Origin of the sequence: Streptomyces shenzhenensis, assembly GCF_003688995.1 — a bacterium.
In the GTDB taxonomy this organism is placed as follows: domain Bacteria; phylum Actinomycetota; class Actinomycetes; order Streptomycetales; family Streptomycetaceae; genus Streptomyces; species Streptomyces shenzhenensis_A.
Genome location: NZ_PENI01000016.1, coordinates 39,014 through 56,006 on the forward strand (window position 1 = coordinate 39,014; position 16,993 = coordinate 56,006).

General features: G+C 67.5%; 14 protein-coding genes. All 14 read right to left on the bottom strand.

Features of this window, described 5'->3' with window-relative positions; all coding sequences use genetic code 11:
• Nucleotides 1-29 precede the first annotated feature (29 nt).
• Nucleotides 30-917: an SMP-30/gluconolactonase/LRE family protein gene (locus CTZ28_RS23965; RefSeq protein ID WP_147481194.1), complete on the bottom strand. Its 888-nt coding sequence runs from the start codon at nt 915-917 to the stop codon at nt 30-32.
• A gap of 5 nt (nt 918-922) precedes the next feature.
• Nucleotides 923-1,702: an SDR family NAD(P)-dependent oxidoreductase gene (locus tag CTZ28_RS23970; RefSeq protein ID WP_183154553.1), complete on the bottom strand. Its 780-nt coding sequence runs from the start codon at nt 1,700-1,702 to the stop codon at nt 923-925.
• Nucleotides 1,703-1,862: 160 nt separating this feature from the next.
• Nucleotides 1,863-3,374 (bottom strand): ABC transporter substrate-binding protein, encoded by a 1,512-nt coding sequence (locus CTZ28_RS23975; RefSeq protein WP_121891747.1) that lies wholly within the window; start codon nt 3,372-3,374, stop codon nt 1,863-1,865.
• 117 nt (nt 3,375-3,491) lie between these two features.
• Nucleotides 3,492-4,337 carry an ATP-binding cassette domain-containing protein gene (locus tag CTZ28_RS23980; RefSeq protein ID WP_121891748.1) on the bottom strand — a complete coding sequence of 282 codons (846 nt, stop codon included), beginning with the start codon at nt 4,335-4,337 and terminating at the stop codon, nt 3,492-3,494.
• Complete coding sequence (locus CTZ28_RS23985) at nt 4,334-6,133, bottom strand: dipeptide/oligopeptide/nickel ABC transporter permease/ATP-binding protein (RefSeq protein ID WP_121891749.1); 1,800 nt, start codon at nt 6,131-6,133, stop codon at nt 4,334-4,336. The genes CTZ28_RS23980 and CTZ28_RS23985 overlap by 4 nt, the downstream gene beginning before the upstream one ends.
• Entirely contained in the window at nt 6,133-7,071 is a 939-nt protein-coding gene (locus CTZ28_RS23990) for an ABC transporter permease (protein ID WP_121891750.1), read from the bottom strand. Before CTZ28_RS23990 ends, CTZ28_RS23985 begins: the two co-directional genes overlap by 1 nt.
• A 316-nt stretch (nt 7,072-7,387) precedes the next feature.
• Nucleotides 7,388-8,728: an MFS transporter gene (locus CTZ28_RS23995; protein ID WP_183154554.1), complete on the bottom strand. Its 1,341-nt coding sequence runs from the start codon at nt 8,726-8,728 to the stop codon at nt 7,388-7,390.
• A 228-nt stretch (nt 8,729-8,956) separates the two neighbouring features.
• Nucleotides 8,957-9,475: a VOC family protein gene (locus CTZ28_RS24000; protein WP_121891752.1), complete on the bottom strand. Its 519-nt coding sequence runs from the start codon at nt 9,473-9,475 to the stop codon at nt 8,957-8,959.
• On the bottom strand, nt 9,472-10,263 hold the full coding sequence (locus tag CTZ28_RS24005) for an SDR family NAD(P)-dependent oxidoreductase (protein WP_147481195.1): 792 nt from the start codon (nt 10,261-10,263) through the stop codon (nt 9,472-9,474). The genes CTZ28_RS24000 and CTZ28_RS24005 overlap by 4 nt, the downstream gene beginning before the upstream one ends.
• 50 nt (nt 10,264-10,313) lie before the next feature.
• The gene (locus CTZ28_RS24010) at nt 10,314-11,282 is read right to left on the bottom strand and encodes a muconolactone Delta-isomerase family protein (RefSeq protein ID WP_259471772.1); all 969 of its coding nucleotides are present in this window, start codon (nt 11,280-11,282) and stop codon (nt 10,314-10,316) included.
• Nucleotides 11,279-13,231 (bottom strand): alpha-ketoacid dehydrogenase subunit alpha/beta, encoded by a 1,953-nt coding sequence (locus tag CTZ28_RS24015; RefSeq protein WP_220795396.1) that lies wholly within the window; start codon nt 13,229-13,231, stop codon nt 11,279-11,281. Before CTZ28_RS24015 ends, CTZ28_RS24010 begins: the two co-directional genes overlap by 4 nt.
• A 231-nt stretch (nt 13,232-13,462) precedes the next feature.
• Nucleotides 13,463-15,673 (bottom strand): glycoside hydrolase family 2 TIM barrel-domain containing protein, encoded by a 2,211-nt coding sequence (locus tag CTZ28_RS24020; protein WP_121891754.1) that lies wholly within the window; start codon nt 15,671-15,673, stop codon nt 13,463-13,465.
• Nucleotides 15,630-15,863, bottom strand: a complete 234-nt coding sequence (locus CTZ28_RS46630) for a hypothetical protein (RefSeq protein ID WP_147481196.1) — start codon at nt 15,861-15,863, stop codon at nt 15,630-15,632. The genes CTZ28_RS24020 and CTZ28_RS46630 overlap by 44 nt, the downstream gene beginning before the upstream one ends.
• Before the next feature lie 288 nt (nt 15,864-16,151).
• Nucleotides 16,152-16,916 (bottom strand): IclR family transcriptional regulator, encoded by a 765-nt coding sequence (locus CTZ28_RS24025; RefSeq protein WP_121891755.1) that lies wholly within the window; start codon nt 16,914-16,916, stop codon nt 16,152-16,154.
• Between the last annotated feature and the right edge of the window lie 77 nt (nt 16,917-16,993).

Sequence of the window (16,993 nt, forward strand, 5' to 3'; positions counted from 1 at the left end):
GACGACGCACGTATTGCGGGAGTGCGGTCTCATGCCCCCGGCACGTCGACGCGACACGCGGCGAGGCTGCCGGCCCTTGCGGCATCCGGGTCGTCGCTGCCCATCACGGGACCGATGCACAGGAACAGGGTGTCGCCCGCGTCACCGCCGAGCGCGACGGCGAACACCGCACGCCCTTCCGGCGCGGGGACCCGGTCGAGGATCTCGCCGCCCTGTTTCACCCGTACCGCGTCCTGGCCGCCGGCGTCGGCGATCCACAGTGCCCCGTCCCGGTCGATGCAGATGCCGTCCGGAAGGATCGAACCGCTGCCGAGCGCTTCCGCGAGGTCGTGCTCGGTCTGCATCTCATGAAATACAGCCCAGTCGCGACGATTGCCGAGCGTGCCGTCATCCGCGATGTCGAACGCGAGGATCCGGCAGTTGAAGGTCTCGGCGACCAGGAGCGTCGCGCCGCCGTCGGTGACCACCGATCCGTTGGGGAACATGATCGGGTCTCCTACCTGAGCGGCGTCACCGTCGGCGCTCACATGCACCAGGCGCGTCGGGGCCATCACCCCGTCAGGTGATTCGGAATCGAACCCGAAGTTGCCCACGTAGACGCCGCCGCGGCCGTCGCCGGTCATGTCGTTGACCGGACCGGGGCACAGCTCCCGCAGGTCGGCAAACGTCTCTGGCTCACCGTCGCGGAAACGGACGATCCGCCGGTCCAGCATCGACGAGACGAGCAGGTCGCCGTTCGCGGCCCGGGCGAGGCCGGAGGGCCGTTCGGGCACGGTGCCCACCGACTCCACGCCGAGGCCATCTCGATACCGGAACACTTCCCGCCCGTACATGTCCGAGAGGTACAGGTAGCCGTCGTACCAGCGCGGGCCTTCCGGGAAGGCCAGGCCGGTCATGATCACTGTGAGCTCACGCATGCCGGTCACGCCAGATTCGCGAGCATGCCCGCGTCCACGCCGTAGCACGATCCCGTGACCGCGCTCGCTTCATCGCTGAGCAGGAAGGCCACGACCCGCGCGACCTCCTCGGCCTCGATGATCCGACGCATGGGATGCCCTTGCCCGAAGGAGTCGACGACGGCGTCGATGTTGTCGGGGGCGCCCTGCATCTGCGCCAGCTCACGTGCCATGGGTGTGCGCACCGTGCCGGGAGCGAAGCAGTTGACCCGGATGTTCTCGGTGGCCAACTCGACCGCGAGCGAGTTGGTCATCGCGACGATCGCACCCTTCGATGCCGAGTACAGCGCGGCTTCCGGGTTACTCGCGAAGGCCATCGCCGAGCCGGCGAGCACGATCGAGCCGCTGCCGGCCGCACGCAGGTGCGGCACGACCGCTCGGACGAACTGGAACGGTCCCAGCACGTTGGTCTCGACGACGTCGCGCCACTGGGAGTCGGGAACCTCCGCGATCGGTGCGAGACGCAGCACACCTGCGATGGCCGCGAGTCCGTTGATCTGCCCGTACTTCCTGACGACCGCCGCGACCGCGGACCGCACCGCCGTGTCGTCACGCGCATCGCCCTGGAGGGCGAGCGCACGACCGCCGGCGGCGAGGATCTGGGCCACCTTCTCGGTCGCCGCATCGCCGTCGATGTCGAACACGGCGACGGTGCCGCCGCCCGCCGCGACCTCGTCGGCCACGGCGGCGCCGATGCCCTTGCCGCCACCGGTGATCAGATAGGTCCTGCCGTCGAACCGGCCCATAGCACGTCCTCGTTTCTCTGTTTGTCTCTTGCAGGGGTGGAGCGGACCGTTGGTCCGCCCCGACGGGGTGCGCGGCCCACACGCCGGGGGGGCTTCGCACCGGGCCCTTCTGCCGCCGCCCTCTCGGCGGCGGCAGAGCGGTGCCATCTATGACTGATCGTCAGTCTTCTGCCACGGTCCACGGCAGCACCGAGTAGCCCCAGAGCGCCGGTGGCGTGTAGTCGACCGACTTGCTGTGCGCCCAGAGGAACGTGTTCGCCATCACGGGTGCGAACCACGCCTCCTCGGTGAAGTACCGGTTCAGGCCGGCGAATGCGTTCGGCTCACCGGATGCGTTCGCCGCGTCGAGCAGTTTGGTCTCCTCCGGAGTGGAGGTCCCGAACGGGTTGAACACGGGCCCGAGCGCCGACTCGGTATCGAGCGCGTCCGAGCCCGAGTACGTGCTCGGGAAGTAGAACATCGCGAACTTCTTCGACGAGAGGTTGGCCACGATGTCCTGCAGCGAGGTGGTCTCCCATTTCACGGTGATACCGATCTCGGCGAGCGACTGGGTGATGAACGGCTCGAATTCGGTCGAGGCGATCGTGCTGGGCATGGTCACCGAGAATCCGTCGGAGTAGCCCGCCTCGGCCGTCAGTTCACGTGCGGCTTCGACGTCATGCGGGTAGTGCCCCTTGAGCTTGGGCAGGTAGGCCCCGCCGTTGGCGCTGAAGATCTGGTCGACACCGTGGCGCTGCCCGGGGGCGAGCTTCTTGAGGGCGGAACGGTCCAGCGCCATATTGATGGCCCGGCGCACACGGACGTCGGCGAGCGCGGGCACCAGTTCACCCTCTCGGTCGGCGATCCAGATGTTGCCCCAGGTGGTCGGGTTGTCGACTCCGGTGACGAACTGGCCCTTCAGAGTCTTGGATTGGTCGAGGCTGACTCCGACCACATGGTCGAGCTGACCGCTCTGCAGGCCGTTGACCGCCGCGGTGATGTCGGGGATCACGGAGATCTCGATGCGGTCGAACGGGTAGTCGTCCGCCCGCCAGTGGTCCTTGACCTTGTCGAGCACGTACTTCTCGCCGATCTGGGTCTCGGCGAGGTTCAGGGTGTACGGACCGGAGCCGACCGGCCGGGTGGCCTCAGCCTTGGTCCCGATCGTCGACGGTGCCTCGACGAAGCCGCCGACGCCGGCCAGGTTCGGTACGAGCGAGGCGTTGGGTTCCGACAGGGTGACCACGACCGTGTGCTTGTCGGTCGCTTTGATCGTCTTGACGTCCACGAGGCCGGCGGTGCCTTGCGCCTTCTTGGCGGCCGTGAGGTTGTCGACCACCGCTTGGGCGTCGACGGCCTCGCCGTTGGAGAACGTGGCGTCGTCCCGGATGGCCAGCGTGAGGATCGTGCGGTCCTTGTTGTACTCGAACTTCTTCGCCAGGTTCGGAACGATCTTCCCGTCCTGGTCGAAGGCGAGGACCGTGTCGAAGATCGAGGTCTGGATCATGATCTCGCCGCCGCCGTAGGCGCCGATGGCGAAGCTCGCCGGTGCCTGGCGGGCGGAGAGACTGAGGACGTGTTGGTTCTCGTTGTCCGGGGATGCGTAGCCCGAGCAACCGCTCAGAGAGAGTGTGGCGATGGCAGCGACGGCGGCAACCAGGCCGATCCCGCGATGCCGAAGTGAATCGCGCACGTGTGACCCCTTTGTCTTGTGCAGGCATGCCGTCGCGACATCAAATGATGTCAGCGACGTTCGTTCATTTGAAAGTCAAGAAACCGCTACGGTCGTGAGGACCATCCGGTCGAGGACTCAGGAGGCCGTTGGAACCTCGGCCCGGCCGCGAAGCGCCTGCCGGGCGGCCCGGCGCTCGGCCTGCGCGTCCGGGTCAGCGGTGGGAGCCGCAAGCAGCAAACGCTTGGTGTAGTCGTTCTGGGGATGCCTGGTGACCGTGGCCGCAGGGCCCGTCTCCACGATCTCGCCTTGATACATCACCGCCACCCGATGGCTGATATGGCGCACGACGGCCAGGTCGTGTGTGATGAAGAGGTAGGCGACGCCGGTGTTGCGCTGCAGCTCGATCAGCAGATCCAGAACACGCGCCTGCGTCGTCAGGTCGAGCGCCGAGACCGGCTCGTCGCACACGATGAGTCGAGGTTCGAGCGCGAGGGCTCGGGCGATCGCGATGCGCTGGCGCTGGCCCCCGGAGAACTCCCGCGCGAACCGGTCTGCGCTGTCCTTCGGCAGTCCGACGCGATCCAGCAGCGACGACACCCGCCGCTCCGCGTCGGACCGCGCGATTCCCTGTGCGATCAGAGGCTCGGAGAGGATGCCGCGCACCTGCAGCGCCGGGGTGAGCGAGGTGTAGGGGTCCTGGAAGACCACCTGGATCTCTCGCGCGTCTCCCCGGTTCCGGCCGGCCGGCAGGTGGGTGATGTCCTGCCCTTCGAAGGTGATCGTCCCTCCCGTCGCCTGTGCGAGACCCAGTACGGCGCGGCCGACGGTCGTTTTCCCCGACCCCGATTCCCCTACCAGGCCGAGGGTCTCACCGGCTTCAATGTGCAGGGACACACCCTTGAGCACCTCGGGCAGCCGGCGGCGGAACCCGCCACCGGGATAGCGCAGCCGCAGGTCGTCGATCTGCAGGAGGGGGTTCATCTCGCACCTTCCTTCGCCTTGGACACCGGCGCGTCGGTGCGGAGGGTTTCCTCGTCGAGGATCGAGTCGATCAACGACTTCGTGTACTCGTGCGCGGGACGGCTGAAGATCTGCCGCACTTCCCCGGTCTCCACGTCGCGGCCGTCCCGCATCACCACCACCCGGTCGCACAGGTCGGCGACGACGCCGAAGTTGTGCGTGACCAGGAGTACGGCCATCTTCAGCTCGCGCTGCAACTCGCGGAGCAGGTCGAGGATCTCGGCCTGGACCGTCACGTCGAGCGCGGTGGTCGGCTCGTCGGCGATGAGCACCTTCGGATGCGTGGCGACGGCTCCGGCGATCAGCACCCGCTGTGCCATGCCGCCCGAGATCTGGTGCGGATACGAATCGAACGTGCGCTCGGGGTCGGGGATGCCCACGCGCGCCAGCAATTCGAGCACCCGCTGCCTGGCCTGCACGCGCGGCATCGTGCGCCGCAGCGCCTCGACGAGCTGGCTGCCGACGGTGAACGAAGGATCGAGGTTCGACATCGGCTCCTGGGGGATGTATGCCACGCCGGGACCGCGCAGCTTGCGGAGCTCTGCCGGAGTCATCGCGAGCAGAGGCCGGCCGTCGAGTGACGCCTCCTTCGCGGTGACGACCGCCTCGTGGGGAAGCAGACCCAGGATCGCGAATGCTGTCTGGGTCTTGCCGGAGCCCGACTCGCCGACAAGGCCGACGACTTCGCCGCTGTCAACGGTCAGCGAGACCTTGTGCACGACCTCGTTGAGCGACCCGTCGGGACGCGGATAGGCGATGCTGAGATCCTGCACGGTCAGCAACGCCTTCCCGGTCGGCTTCTCCGCCGCGGGAGCTGCCTCGTCCGCGTGCCTGGTCACATCCGCGATCGCACGACGGCTTCGCCGCCGCGCGGCAGTGGTCGTGCCGGCGAGGGCATCCCGGTAGGCGTTCGCGAACAGGATCAGGGAACCGGTGAGCGCGACCAGTCCGAGTGTCGGCCACAGCAGCTGGACCGGATGCCCGTACAAGTTCGTGAACGCCTGGGAGATCATCGAACCGAAGCTCGGCGTATTCGCGCCGACGCCGAGAAACGCGAGGCCGGCCTGTACGTTGATGCAGATTGTGGCGATGAACGCGGCCTGGATGACGATCGGGCCGCGCACGACGAAGAAGACGTGGCGTGTCAGGATCCGCCAGGTCGACAGCCCCGCCACCTTCGCGGCGTCGATGTACAGCTCGCGCCGGACGCCGATCACCATGTTCCGCACGAGGCGGTAGACGCCGGGCGAGAGCATGACACCGAGCAGCAGCATCGTCAGCTGATACGACCCACGGGTCACGGGCAGCAGCACGATGAGGATGAGCAGGGTGGGCAGCGCCAGGACGAGGTTGAACACCCACGACGCGATCGAGTCGATGGCGCGGCCGACGTAACCGGCGATGAGGCCGAAGACGACACCGATGACGATCGAGACCCCGGTACCGATGAGTGCCGCCGTCAGAGAGACGCCGATCGAGGCGAGCAGGCGGGACCACATGTCGCGGCCCTGGGCGTCGCCGCCGAGCCACCATCCCTCCGTGCCGGTCGGCGCATTGACGTGTTCGACCGAGCTGTACATGGGATCGTGGCTGGTGATGACCGGTGCCAGCAGGCACAGCAGCGTCATGGCGGCCAGGGTGACAACCGACCCGACTGCCATCGGGTTGCGCAGGAGCGCACGCGTGACGCGCCGCTTCCGCTTTGCCGGCGCGGCGGCTGTCCGATCGGGCCCAGGGGGTGCGAGCTGCTGGGACATCAGGTTCTCACTTTCGGGTTCAGCCAACCCTGCGCGACATCCACGATCAGGTTCACGGTGACGACGAGCACGACGCTCACGAGCGTGACCCCCAGCAGCACCGGGAAGTCGCCCTGCACGGTGGCGTTCATCGCGTAGGCGCCGTAGCCGGGCAGTGCGAAGATCCGCTCGATGAACAGTGAGGCCCCGAAGATGCCGATGAATTGGAGCGAGAAGACGGTGAGGGCCGGTCCGGCGGCGTTGCGCAGGGCGTGCTTGCCCAGGATCGCTCGCTCGGAGACGCCGCGGCTGCGGAGCGTGCGGATGTAGTCGAGCCCGAGTTCGTCGACGAGCGAGCCGCGGATCTGCGCGGCGAGACCGGCGATACCACCGACGGCCAGAGTGACGGAGGGCAGGATGATCGACGCCAGCCAGTGGCCGGGTGAGCGAGTGATCGGTACGAACCCGATCGAAGGTACCCATCGCAGCACGATGGCGAACAGGTAGACCAGGCCGATCGCGATGATGATGACCGGGAAGACGTACGAAATGGTGCCGATCGACTGCAGCACGCGGTCGACGACGCCGCCCCGCGCGGCGGCCGTGATGCCCAGTGCGAGGCTCGCGATCAGAGTGATCAGCACCGCGACGATCACCATCGAGAACGTGACCGGGAGGCGGTTGGACAGAGCCGCAGCGACGGGCTCGGAGGTGAAGTACGACACGCCCAGGTCGCCATGGACCGCGCTCGTGATCCAGTCGAAGTATTGCTCGAACAGCGGTCGGTCCAGCCCGAGATTCTCGTTGAGGATCGCGACCTGCTCGTCGGACGCGGAGGGCCCGAGGATGTTGCGGGCGATCTGGATGCTCGTGCCGTAGGTCAGGAAGAACACAAGAGACGTGACGACGACGATCACGATGATCCCGCTCACGAGTCTGCGTAGGAGAAAGAGGATCATGCGCTGACCTCGCGGCGCGCGGAGGCCTCGTTGGGGGCGCTCGGTATGGGCATCGACAACTCCACGTCATTGTGTCGCTGACGGATGTGTCAGCAGTTCAGCTATGTGATGCGGCACGTAATGATGTGCAGGCGGGTTGTGCGCGAGCGGGAATTGGCCGCTCAGGAAGACGGCGGTAACGCGATCCCCCGGCGTTGCGCTCGTTGCGGAGCGAACTGCATGAGTTCGAGCACGAGCAGTTGGCTGCACTTGGTGTGGATGTCGGCCACGACGAAGCCGAGATTCTCACCATTCCTTCGGGTGAGCTGATGTGGCATCAGTCGGCTCGGCCGGTTGCTGTCGTTCTAGCCCGGGCCGCATGCTCTGCTGGCCGGCTTCCTCCGCGAAGCTCGTCGATGGTGAGCGCTTCGAGCTTGCGCCCCCGTGTCTCGGGGCCGAGCGCCAGGACCACACCACCGAAGACGCACGCAGCCACAACATATACCGAGAGCAGCCAGGGCTTGCCATCGCCGGCGGCGACGAGCGCTGCCGCAATCAGCGGCGTGAGCCCTCCAGCGGTAGCACCGGCGACCTCCCTGCTGAAAGCCAACGAAGCGTACCTTGCGCGCGCGGTGAACAGCTCCGAGAAGAACGCCGCCTGCGGGCCCGAGATCGCAGAAACACCTATCGCGAAAATCGCGACCAGAGCGACCGTGATCCAGAGCGGAGAACGCGTACCGTCCACGATCCAGAAGAACGGATATATGGAGAGAGCGCAAAAAGCGACGCCTCCGAGAACTACCGGTCTGCGGCCGATCCTGTCCGACAGAGCACCGAACAGAGGCAGGGTCACGATGGTGGCGGCGGACGCGACGACACCCGCGGTAGGAGCCACGGACGGCGCCAGATTGACCGTCCCCGTCAGGTAGGCGGGCAAGAAGACGTTCAGGTACACGACCGTATTCGAAGCGACCATGGTGCCGAAGAGGACGAACATCCCCTTCTTCTCGTGCCGGAACGCGCTCGACAACGGTGCGACGGTGCGCTTCTGCTGGTCGGGCTTCGCCTCCACGAACGCCGGTGACTCCGGGATCCGAAGACGGATCCACAGCGCGAAAGCGATGATCAACGCACTGGCCGCGAACGGGATCCGCCAGCCCCAGGACAGGAACTGTTCCTCCGGAAGGCTGGCGACCAATGCGAACGCACCCGATCCCATGACGCCGCCCAGAAAAATGCCCACCATCGGCCACGAACCCCACATGCCGCGACGGCGAGCGGCCGCATGCTCCACCGACATGATCGCCGCGCCACCGAATTCGGCGCCCGCACCGATACTCTGAACGACGCGAAGAAGTACCAGGATCACCGGGGACCAGATGCCCGCTTGTGCATAGGTCGGCACGAATGCCATCAGCGTGGTGGAGATGCCCATGACGAGCAAGGTGACGACGAGGATCTTCCTGCGCCCCATGATGTCACCGAGCCGCCCGAAGATCAGCCCGCCCAATGGACGAATGAAATACGCCACACCGAACGTGGCGAAGGCGAGAAGTGTCGCGACGGTTGGGTCGCTGTTGACGAAGATGACTTTGTTGAATACCAGTCCTGCGGCCAGGCCGTACAAACCGAAGTCGTACCACTCGAGTGCGGAACCGACCAGGGCAGCCGCTGCCACCCTGAACGTTCCTTGCTGTGCGTCCTCTGTTGAAGACATCATCGTCCTCTGCGAGTTCGTATCGTGCGGGAGTGAAAGGATTTGCGGGACAAATGCCGACGCGATGTTCCTCGGTCGACCGGGCGAGGAACGTGATCTGTCCGCTGAAGACGGTGATCACGATGATCCCGCTCACGAGTCTGCGCAGCAGGAAGCAGATTATGCTGGGTGCCGGACTGGATCGGCAGTTCAGGAAGACGGCGGTAACGCGATCCCCAGGCGTTGCGCTCGTTGCGGAGCGAACTGCATGAGTTCGAGCACGATGCCGTCGGGGTCGCGGAAGTAGCACGCGTAGCCGCCGGCGTTCGCACCCTCGGTCACCAGCACGGGCAGGTTCACGAAGTCGACTCCCTCCGCGAGCAGTTGGCTGCACTTGGTGTGGATGTCGGCGACGACGAAGCCGAGGTGGGCGGCGCCCGCCTGGTTCACCCCGAGCCCCACAGCATGCTCGCCCTGGCCCTCGACGTACTGGATCAGCTCCAGGACATGCGTGGAGAAGCGCGGGGGCGATCCGGGCAGGGCGAACTGCGCGACCTCGAGCACGGCGTCCGAAACGCCGACGAGGGCGCGGATGTAGGCGTTGTCGCTGTGCTGGCGATGGATCAGCTCAAGGCCGAGCACCCGTCCGTACCAGTCGACCGAACGCTCGATGTCGGTGACCGTGAAGCCGACGTGGAGCACATCGGCGAACATCCCGTTGGCGTTCATCTGCGCAGCCACCCGCCGTCGACGTCGAGGGTGACACCAGTGATGAAGCTTGCCGCGTCAGAGAGCAGGAACATGGATGCGCGGGCGATCTCGACGGGGTCGGCGGTGCGGCGCAGGGGAACGCTCGTGTTGATCAGGTCGTCGACCTCTTTGCTCCGCACACCGCCGCGCACCATGGGCGTCTCGACGAGCCCCGGGGCGACCGCGTTGACCCGGATACCGTGCGAACCGAACGTCTTCGCGAACCCCTTGGTCATCGACGAGACGCCGGCTTTCGTGGACGCGTACACCCACGAACCGGACATGAGCCCGAGGTGTCCGGAGATGGACGACACGAGCACGACGGAGCCGGCGCGGTCGCGGGCGATCAGTTGCCGGCAGAACCCGCGCGTCAAGAACCAGGATGCGCGCTGGTTGACCGAAACCTGGAGGTCCCAGTCGTCGAGGGTGACGTCGTTGATGTCGTCGCGGCGGATGATCAGCCCGGCGGCGTGGAACAGATGGTCGGGTTCGTACTGCGCGAGCTTCGCGATCGCCGATTCGACCGCGGCGTGATCGGCCAGATCGGCGACGAGTTCACCGATGGGCGCCGCTCCACCGGCCTGTTCGATCAACCCGCGGGTCTCCTTGAGACCCTCCGCGTTCCGATCGACGGTGACGACCTGGGCTCCGGCCAGCGCGCACTCCTCGGCGGTGGCGCGGCCGATGCCTGATGCGGCGCCGGTGACGACGATCACCTGGTCAGTGAGACTGGTGGCCGAGTTCCACGACGGGTGCTGCCGTCTCATGGGGTTCTCCTCTTCGCTGAGCGGTATGTGCGGTGGGTGTTCCGTGGGTGTCACGCGGGCGCCGACGGCCGCCGAACGCTGGCTGCCCACCCGTCGATTCGTGATCTCATGTCGCGCAGGAACGACGCGATCTGGTCCCCGGACAGCCGCGCTGTCCGGGCGGTCGCGTCGATCGTGACGAGGCGACGGATCTGCATGACGTCGTCGCCACCGTCGAAAGCCCTGGCGACGACGCGTGGGGTGAGCGGGCCGATATGGATGTCGAGGTCGTGGTCGGCGTGCTCGTGGCGGATCTCGACGCCGTCGACGCCCTCCGAGTGCCACAAGCCGATCACGATCGCCGCGTCAGCCGACGCGACTGGGACCGGGGCCGGACCGGTACTGCCGGTGAGACCGGAGTATTCGATGCGGGCCTTGGGCAGGGCACGGGCCGCGGCCTCGATACTTCGCGCGATCGCCGAGACGGCGTCCGCAGAATCGGCCGCCAGCGTGACGTCCACGTCGACGCGGGCGGAGATCCGATCGGCCGTGTCGGTGTGGTGGCGGGACGCAGCCACCGCCGACGCGTCCGGCTGCCGATCGCTCCGCCTGCGGATCGTCACTCCGGGCAGCTCCGGCAGTTCGATGACGCCGCGCCGCACGCCGGTGGCGCGTTCCCGCGTCCTCAGCGGCGGCAGCGGGTCGAGTGTGATCCGGCTGCGCGGGTTTCTCGCCGGTGCGTCGCAGCGCGCGAGCCGGGGATCGCTCGGATGCTCGGTGAGCCGGGCCCACTCGATCCGCATGTACGGCCGTAGCGGGAGGCTGTCGAGGATTCCCCGCAGTGCCTCCTCACCGGGAGCGCGCCAGATGCCCGCGTTCGCCCACCGTCCCTCGACCCGCCACAGGGCGACGACGCTGCCGTCGGCCGCAAGTTCGCGGGCCCGCCGGGCCTCCGCGGCGCGGAGCCGGTCCACAGCGGCGGCATCGAGGCCGCCGGTGTCGATCTCGATGTTGACGAGGAACTCGACGAGATCGCTCACTGTTTCACGGCTTCCCGAACGGCCGCTGCGATCGAGTCGGCGCTGGGCAGGAGGAGCTCTTGCAGGGCGGGGGCGGACGGCATCCGCACATCCGGCGTGCCCACCCGCACCACCGGGTGCCGCAGTTGATCGAAGTGGCTTTCCGTGATCACAGCGGAGACCTCGGCGCCGAACCCACCGTGGAGGAAAGCCTCGTGCGCCACCACGACCCGGCCACCGGACTGCGCCACGGCGCGGGCGATCGCCGCCTCGTCGAGCGGACGCACCCAGCGTAGATCGAGGACCGTCGCGCTCACACCCTCCGCCTGCAACCGGTCGGCGGCCTGGAGCGCCGGCGCCACCATCGAGCCCCAGGTGATGATGGCGACGTCACCGCCGTCGCGGTGGAACTTCGCGCCCGCAGCGATCTCCGACGGGCCCTCGAACCGTACGAGTCCGGCGTCCTGGTACATCGAGCGGTGCTCGATGAGCACGACCGGGTCCGGATCCTCGATCGCCGCCAGCGTCATCGCGTACGCGTCCTGCGGCGTGGCCGGGAGGCCGACCTTGATGCCGGGCACATGAGCGAGGACCGCCTCGATGCTCTGGGAATGCTGAGCACACGAACCGGAGGTGACGCCCTGCTGCATCCGGATCACCAACGGCGCCGACACCTTGCCGCGGTTGATGTACCGCACGTTCGATGCCTGGTTCACGATCTGGTCGAGCGCGACGAACACGAAGTCCGCCCACATGATCTCGACCACCGGGCGCATCCCCTCCATCGCGGCGCCCACCGCAGAGCCGAGGATCGCTGCCTCGGAGATCGGCGTGTCGAAGACCCGCTCAGAGCCGAACTCCTTCTGCAACGTGCGGGTCACGCCGAAGATACCGCCGGCGAAACCGACGTCCTCGCCGTAGACCAGAACCTCGGGGCGGCGGGTCATCGCGTCCTTCAACGCCTCGTTGACCGCACGGAAGTACGGGACTTCCTTGGGCTCGACCGACGCGGCCACGGTGGGCGCCGGGAGGTCGGGCGCGTAGAGGTGGTCGAGGACGCCCTCGCTCGACGGTGCCGGCGCCTGCCGGGTGCGCTCGGCGAGCGCGGCGATCTGCTGGGCCACCTCGGCGTCGACCCGCGCGACCTCGGCCTCCGGGAGCCCTTCGAGCTCGCGGAACCGCGTCAGCGGGTCGACCGCCTGTGCCGCCTCGATGTCCTGGGCGGGACGGTAGTGCTGAATGTCCTTGTTGTAGTGACCGGACAGTCGCGCCGTCTTGAACTCGATGAACACCGGGCCGCGTCCCTCGCGGCACGTCTGCGCGGCCTCGCCCACGACCTCATACACGGCGACCGGGTCGTTGCCGTCGACGACGTGGGCCTCGATGCCAAGTCCCTGAGCCCGGACCGCGAGGTGCTCGCCGCGCGTCGTGGCCGTGATCGGAGTCATCTCCGACCATCCGTTGTTCTCACAGACGAAGATCACCGGGAGGTTCTTCGCCGCCGCGAACACCATCGCCTCGGTGGTCCCACCCTGGTTCATGGCTCCGTCGCCGAACGACGCGAGCACGGCTCTGCCGTCGCCGCGGAACTGGGAGGCCATCGCCACACCGTCGGCTATGGGCAGGCCGGCGCCGATGATGGAGTTCTCGCCGAGGAACCCGACCTCGGGCGCGCTGAGCAGCGGCGAACCCGAGCGACCGCCGTTGGTGCCCTCCGCCCGCTGAGCGATCTCGGCCATGACCGCGAACGGGTCGGCGCCCGCCGCAAGCGCCCAGCCGTGTCCACGGTAGGTCGACAGCACACGGTCACCCGGCCGCAGCGCCGCCATGGCGCCGACCGGGATCGCCTCCTGTCCCAGGCACAGGTGGATGGATCCGGCGACATGGCCTTCCCGTCCCAGTTCGAGGACCTGCTCCTCGAATCCCCGGATGAAGGCCATACGCCGATACATCTCAAGCCGTTCGATCACCGTTGCTCCCTTTCCTCACTCGCCCGTGACCGTGCTGGGCCGGCGCACACGGCACACCTGGATTTCAACACTATGAATGACGATTTCATTCTGTTCAAGTCTTGTGATCTCGATGCGCAGTGTCACCGGCCCGGGACCGGGGACACAACGGCGCAGTGACCAGACGGCGTTGGGCACAACCAGGTCCATCCGCTCGGACGGCTCCCGCAGTCGGGCGTCGAGTGACCCGGATCAGCCCGACACGACCCGGACATCGCGCAGGCTGCGCACCGAGTAGCCGTCGCCGTCGGTGAGTTCAGCGACGATCTGGTGCTCGCCGTCGGGTATCACGGTTGTCAGGCCGAAGTACACGCGCTCCTGGCCGAGCGCCGGGATGCGGATGGCGCGCCGTTGCTCGCTGATCACCGTGCCCGTGCCGGCATCTCGCACGCGCACGGCCAGCTCACCGCTCCAGTCGTCGGGCAGGTCGTTGATGGCGGTGACCGGGACCTCGTGGAACACACCGCCGGCCAGTTCGCGATTCCAGACGTCGACCATCAGGGCGACCGGGGCGAACGCGTCGCGCACGTACTCCAGGAAGTGCGGCTCGTAGTCCAGTGAGTCGAGATCGGTGAAGGCGTCCGCGGTCGAGACCCGATCATGGGAACTCGTCAGCGCACAGAAGAGCAGCAGCCCCGCCAGCGTGCGGTTGCACCGGAAGAACTCGGTCTCCGCGGCTGTCAGGCGTGCGCGTGTGTAGCGCCGCTGGTCGGCGGTTGCCACCGGCCAGCCCTCCAGGGACTCGTAGACCGGCTCGGTGAGCCGTGTGGGCTTGCCGTCGCGGGTGAGCCACAGCCAGCCGTACTCTTCGAGGAACACGGCGTTGCCACCGGTGTTGACCGGCACGCCGTCGAAGTCCTTGTTCGGGGTGCGCAGATGCGGCAGCAACTCCTCCGGTGCACCGCCGAGCGGATAGCCGATCGCGCTCTTACGCATCCCGGACAACATCCCGAGTCCCGTGGGCTCCCCGCGCATCGCCGCGTTCCACTGGAGGTACCAGTGCGCCACGTACGGGTCGGAGTCGGTCGGGGGAGGGTTCCAGCCGTCGCCCCACGGCCGGCGCTGCGGGTCGAGCTTCCGGATCCGTTCGACGAGCACCCCGGTCTCGGGCGACCGCCCCTCGCAGTTGCTGCTCCACATCACCACCGACGGATGGTTGCAGTGCCCCTCGACCCACTCGGAGAACTCGGTTTCCAGCGCGTCGGCCGTCAGCGCGGCCGGCCATTCCGTCCTCGCCGGTTCGGTCGTGCGCGCCTGTCCGGCGGTGATGCTGCGCAGGCCGTAGCTGCGCACGCTCGGGTCGAGCGCGAGCGCGGCTTCGACGGCGGGGGCGTCGTCGGCGAGGTAGATGTAGAAGAGGGGGAACTCGTCGATGACGAGCAGGCCCTCCTCGTCGGCGATGTCGTACCAGAAGGCGGGCGGGAACCCGATGGCGTAGCGGATGGTGTTCCAGTGCATCGCCTTGAACCGGCGATGCAGTTTGCGCACCCACGCGGGATCCCACGGGCGGTCTCCCCGGTCGGGATCTTCGAAGAACCGGAAGATCGCCGACGCCGAGCCGCGCATGGGATACCGCCGTCCGTTCAGCAGGGCATGTCCCGATGCCTTGTCGAAGGTGAACGAGCGCATGCCGAACCTGACGGTCCGCGAATCGGCGGGGGTGTCGAGCCGCAGCACGTAGAGGAAAGGATCCTCCGGGCTCCATGGCCGAGGTGACCCCAGCGTCACCTCGAACTCGACCTCCCGGGTCTCGTGCGGGGCGAGGGCGAGCTGACCGCTGCTCGCGGTGCCGCGCTCAACACCGGAGGACACTTCGCTGACCACCGCGTCCAGCGTGAACACGGCCGGTTCCGCCCCCGCGCGGAGCCGGGCGGACACACGCACCGACCCGGCGTCCAGATCGGGCGCGGTCTTGACCACGTCGATGTACGGATAGTCGGCGAGCACCAACTCGACCGAGTCGTAGATCCCGGGCACGGCGAGGTAGCTCTCGATGTCGCGCCCGTCGGGCACCGAAGTCGGTTCGTCGTCGCGCCACGGTCCGAGTCGCACAAGCAGCTCGTTGCGACCACGCCTGAGCGCACCGCCGAGGTCGAACTCGCCCACGGTGTGATTGGGACGGTGCTCGCCGATCTCCACACCGTTGAGGATCACCTTCGTGCCGTAGCGAGCCTTGCCGATCCGCAGGAGGCTCAGTGGCGCGGGCTCGCGATCGAGATCGAACTCACGGCGCACCCAGAATGCCTCGCGCAGCGTGCTCTGCAGTCCGATCTCCGCGAAGGCGGGCGACGCCATGTCGAGCAGGCCTGGCACCGGCACACTGTGGGCGAAGTCCGAAGGAACCTCCTTGAGGGTTCCTTCAGCCGCATTCCAGACGCCGTCGAGATTGATGATGCTGCGCATGTCTCACGCGTTCCTTCCTGCCGCGCCTGCGGCGGAAGTCACATGTGAACGCCAGTTTGACACCACTCAACACCGCCTCATCGCGCATGGTCACTTTCAGCGTCGGCAGCATAACCCCGGCAGGCAAGATGGTGATAGCCCTTTTCAGATAAATAAAGTATGCAGGGTTGTCAGTGTCGATGGGCAGCATGCAGACATGTCACCGCCCCATCGAGGGTTGGTGATCGTGATGGATGGAGGTTGCCCGAGTGCGGAGTACGGGCAGGCGCCGGCAAGGTTGTGGTGAGCGTTGGCCGGCGAAACGTGTGTCTGTGCCTGGCGAGTCGACGGCTGCGTCGGCCGCCCGGCCGGGCCACTGCACGGCGGCGGGGCGGCTCACACGGGCTCGCGTCGCCGGGGTACGGGATCCGGCGGACGGCGAGCCCGGTCAGGTGTTCGGTGGCGGCGGTGTCCCCGGCCGCGCCGTGGCCATGGCCCGCTACAGGGCGGAGACGGCTTCCCGCATCGCTGCGATCACGGCCTCCTCAGTGGCGTCGAACCGCTGACTCGGCGCTGACACGGTGATGCATGCGGCGACCTCGCCCGCGCGCCACAACGGGATGCTGACGCACGTGACCCCGATCTGGAACTCCTCGCGGTCGTACGCGAGACCCGTCTCGCGGATGGTCGCGAACTCCGCGAGCAGGTCGGCCTTCTTCGTGATCGTGTGTGCGGTCACCGGCCGGAGGCGGGACCGGTTGAGCACCGCGGTGCGGAGTTCTTCCGGCGCGTACGCGAGCAGAAGCTTGCCGCTCGCGCGGGCATGCACGTCTTCGGTGAACCCGACGTCCAGTCCGACGACGCGTACGGCATGGGCGCCCTCGACCTTGTCGACCACCTGCACCCCGCCGTTGCGCCAGACGCCCAGGTACACGGTCTCACCGGTCTTGCGTGCCACCGCGTGCAGCGCTGTGCGGTACTCGGCCGGCACCCAGGCGAGCCGCTGGTAGGTGTCGGCGATGACCATGGCCTTGGGGCCGAGGCGGAACACACGTGCCTCGTCCTTGGTCAGCATGCCGTCGGCCCACAGCGTCGTCAGGAGGTGATGGGTCGTGGCCAGTGACAGGCCGGCCCGGTCGGCGAGCCGCTTGGCCGTCTCGCCGTCGGGGCTCTCGGCGACCGCCAACAACAGCCCGATCGCCCGGCTGACGGACTGGATCCGGGTCTGACTCCGAGGCTCCTCGAGCGGTCCTTGTTTGTGCATACTCTCAAATGTAGCGTTCATCATTTGACGCCGTAGGCGATTTCCGGCCCGACTGAATCGGATCGCGTGACGGCGGC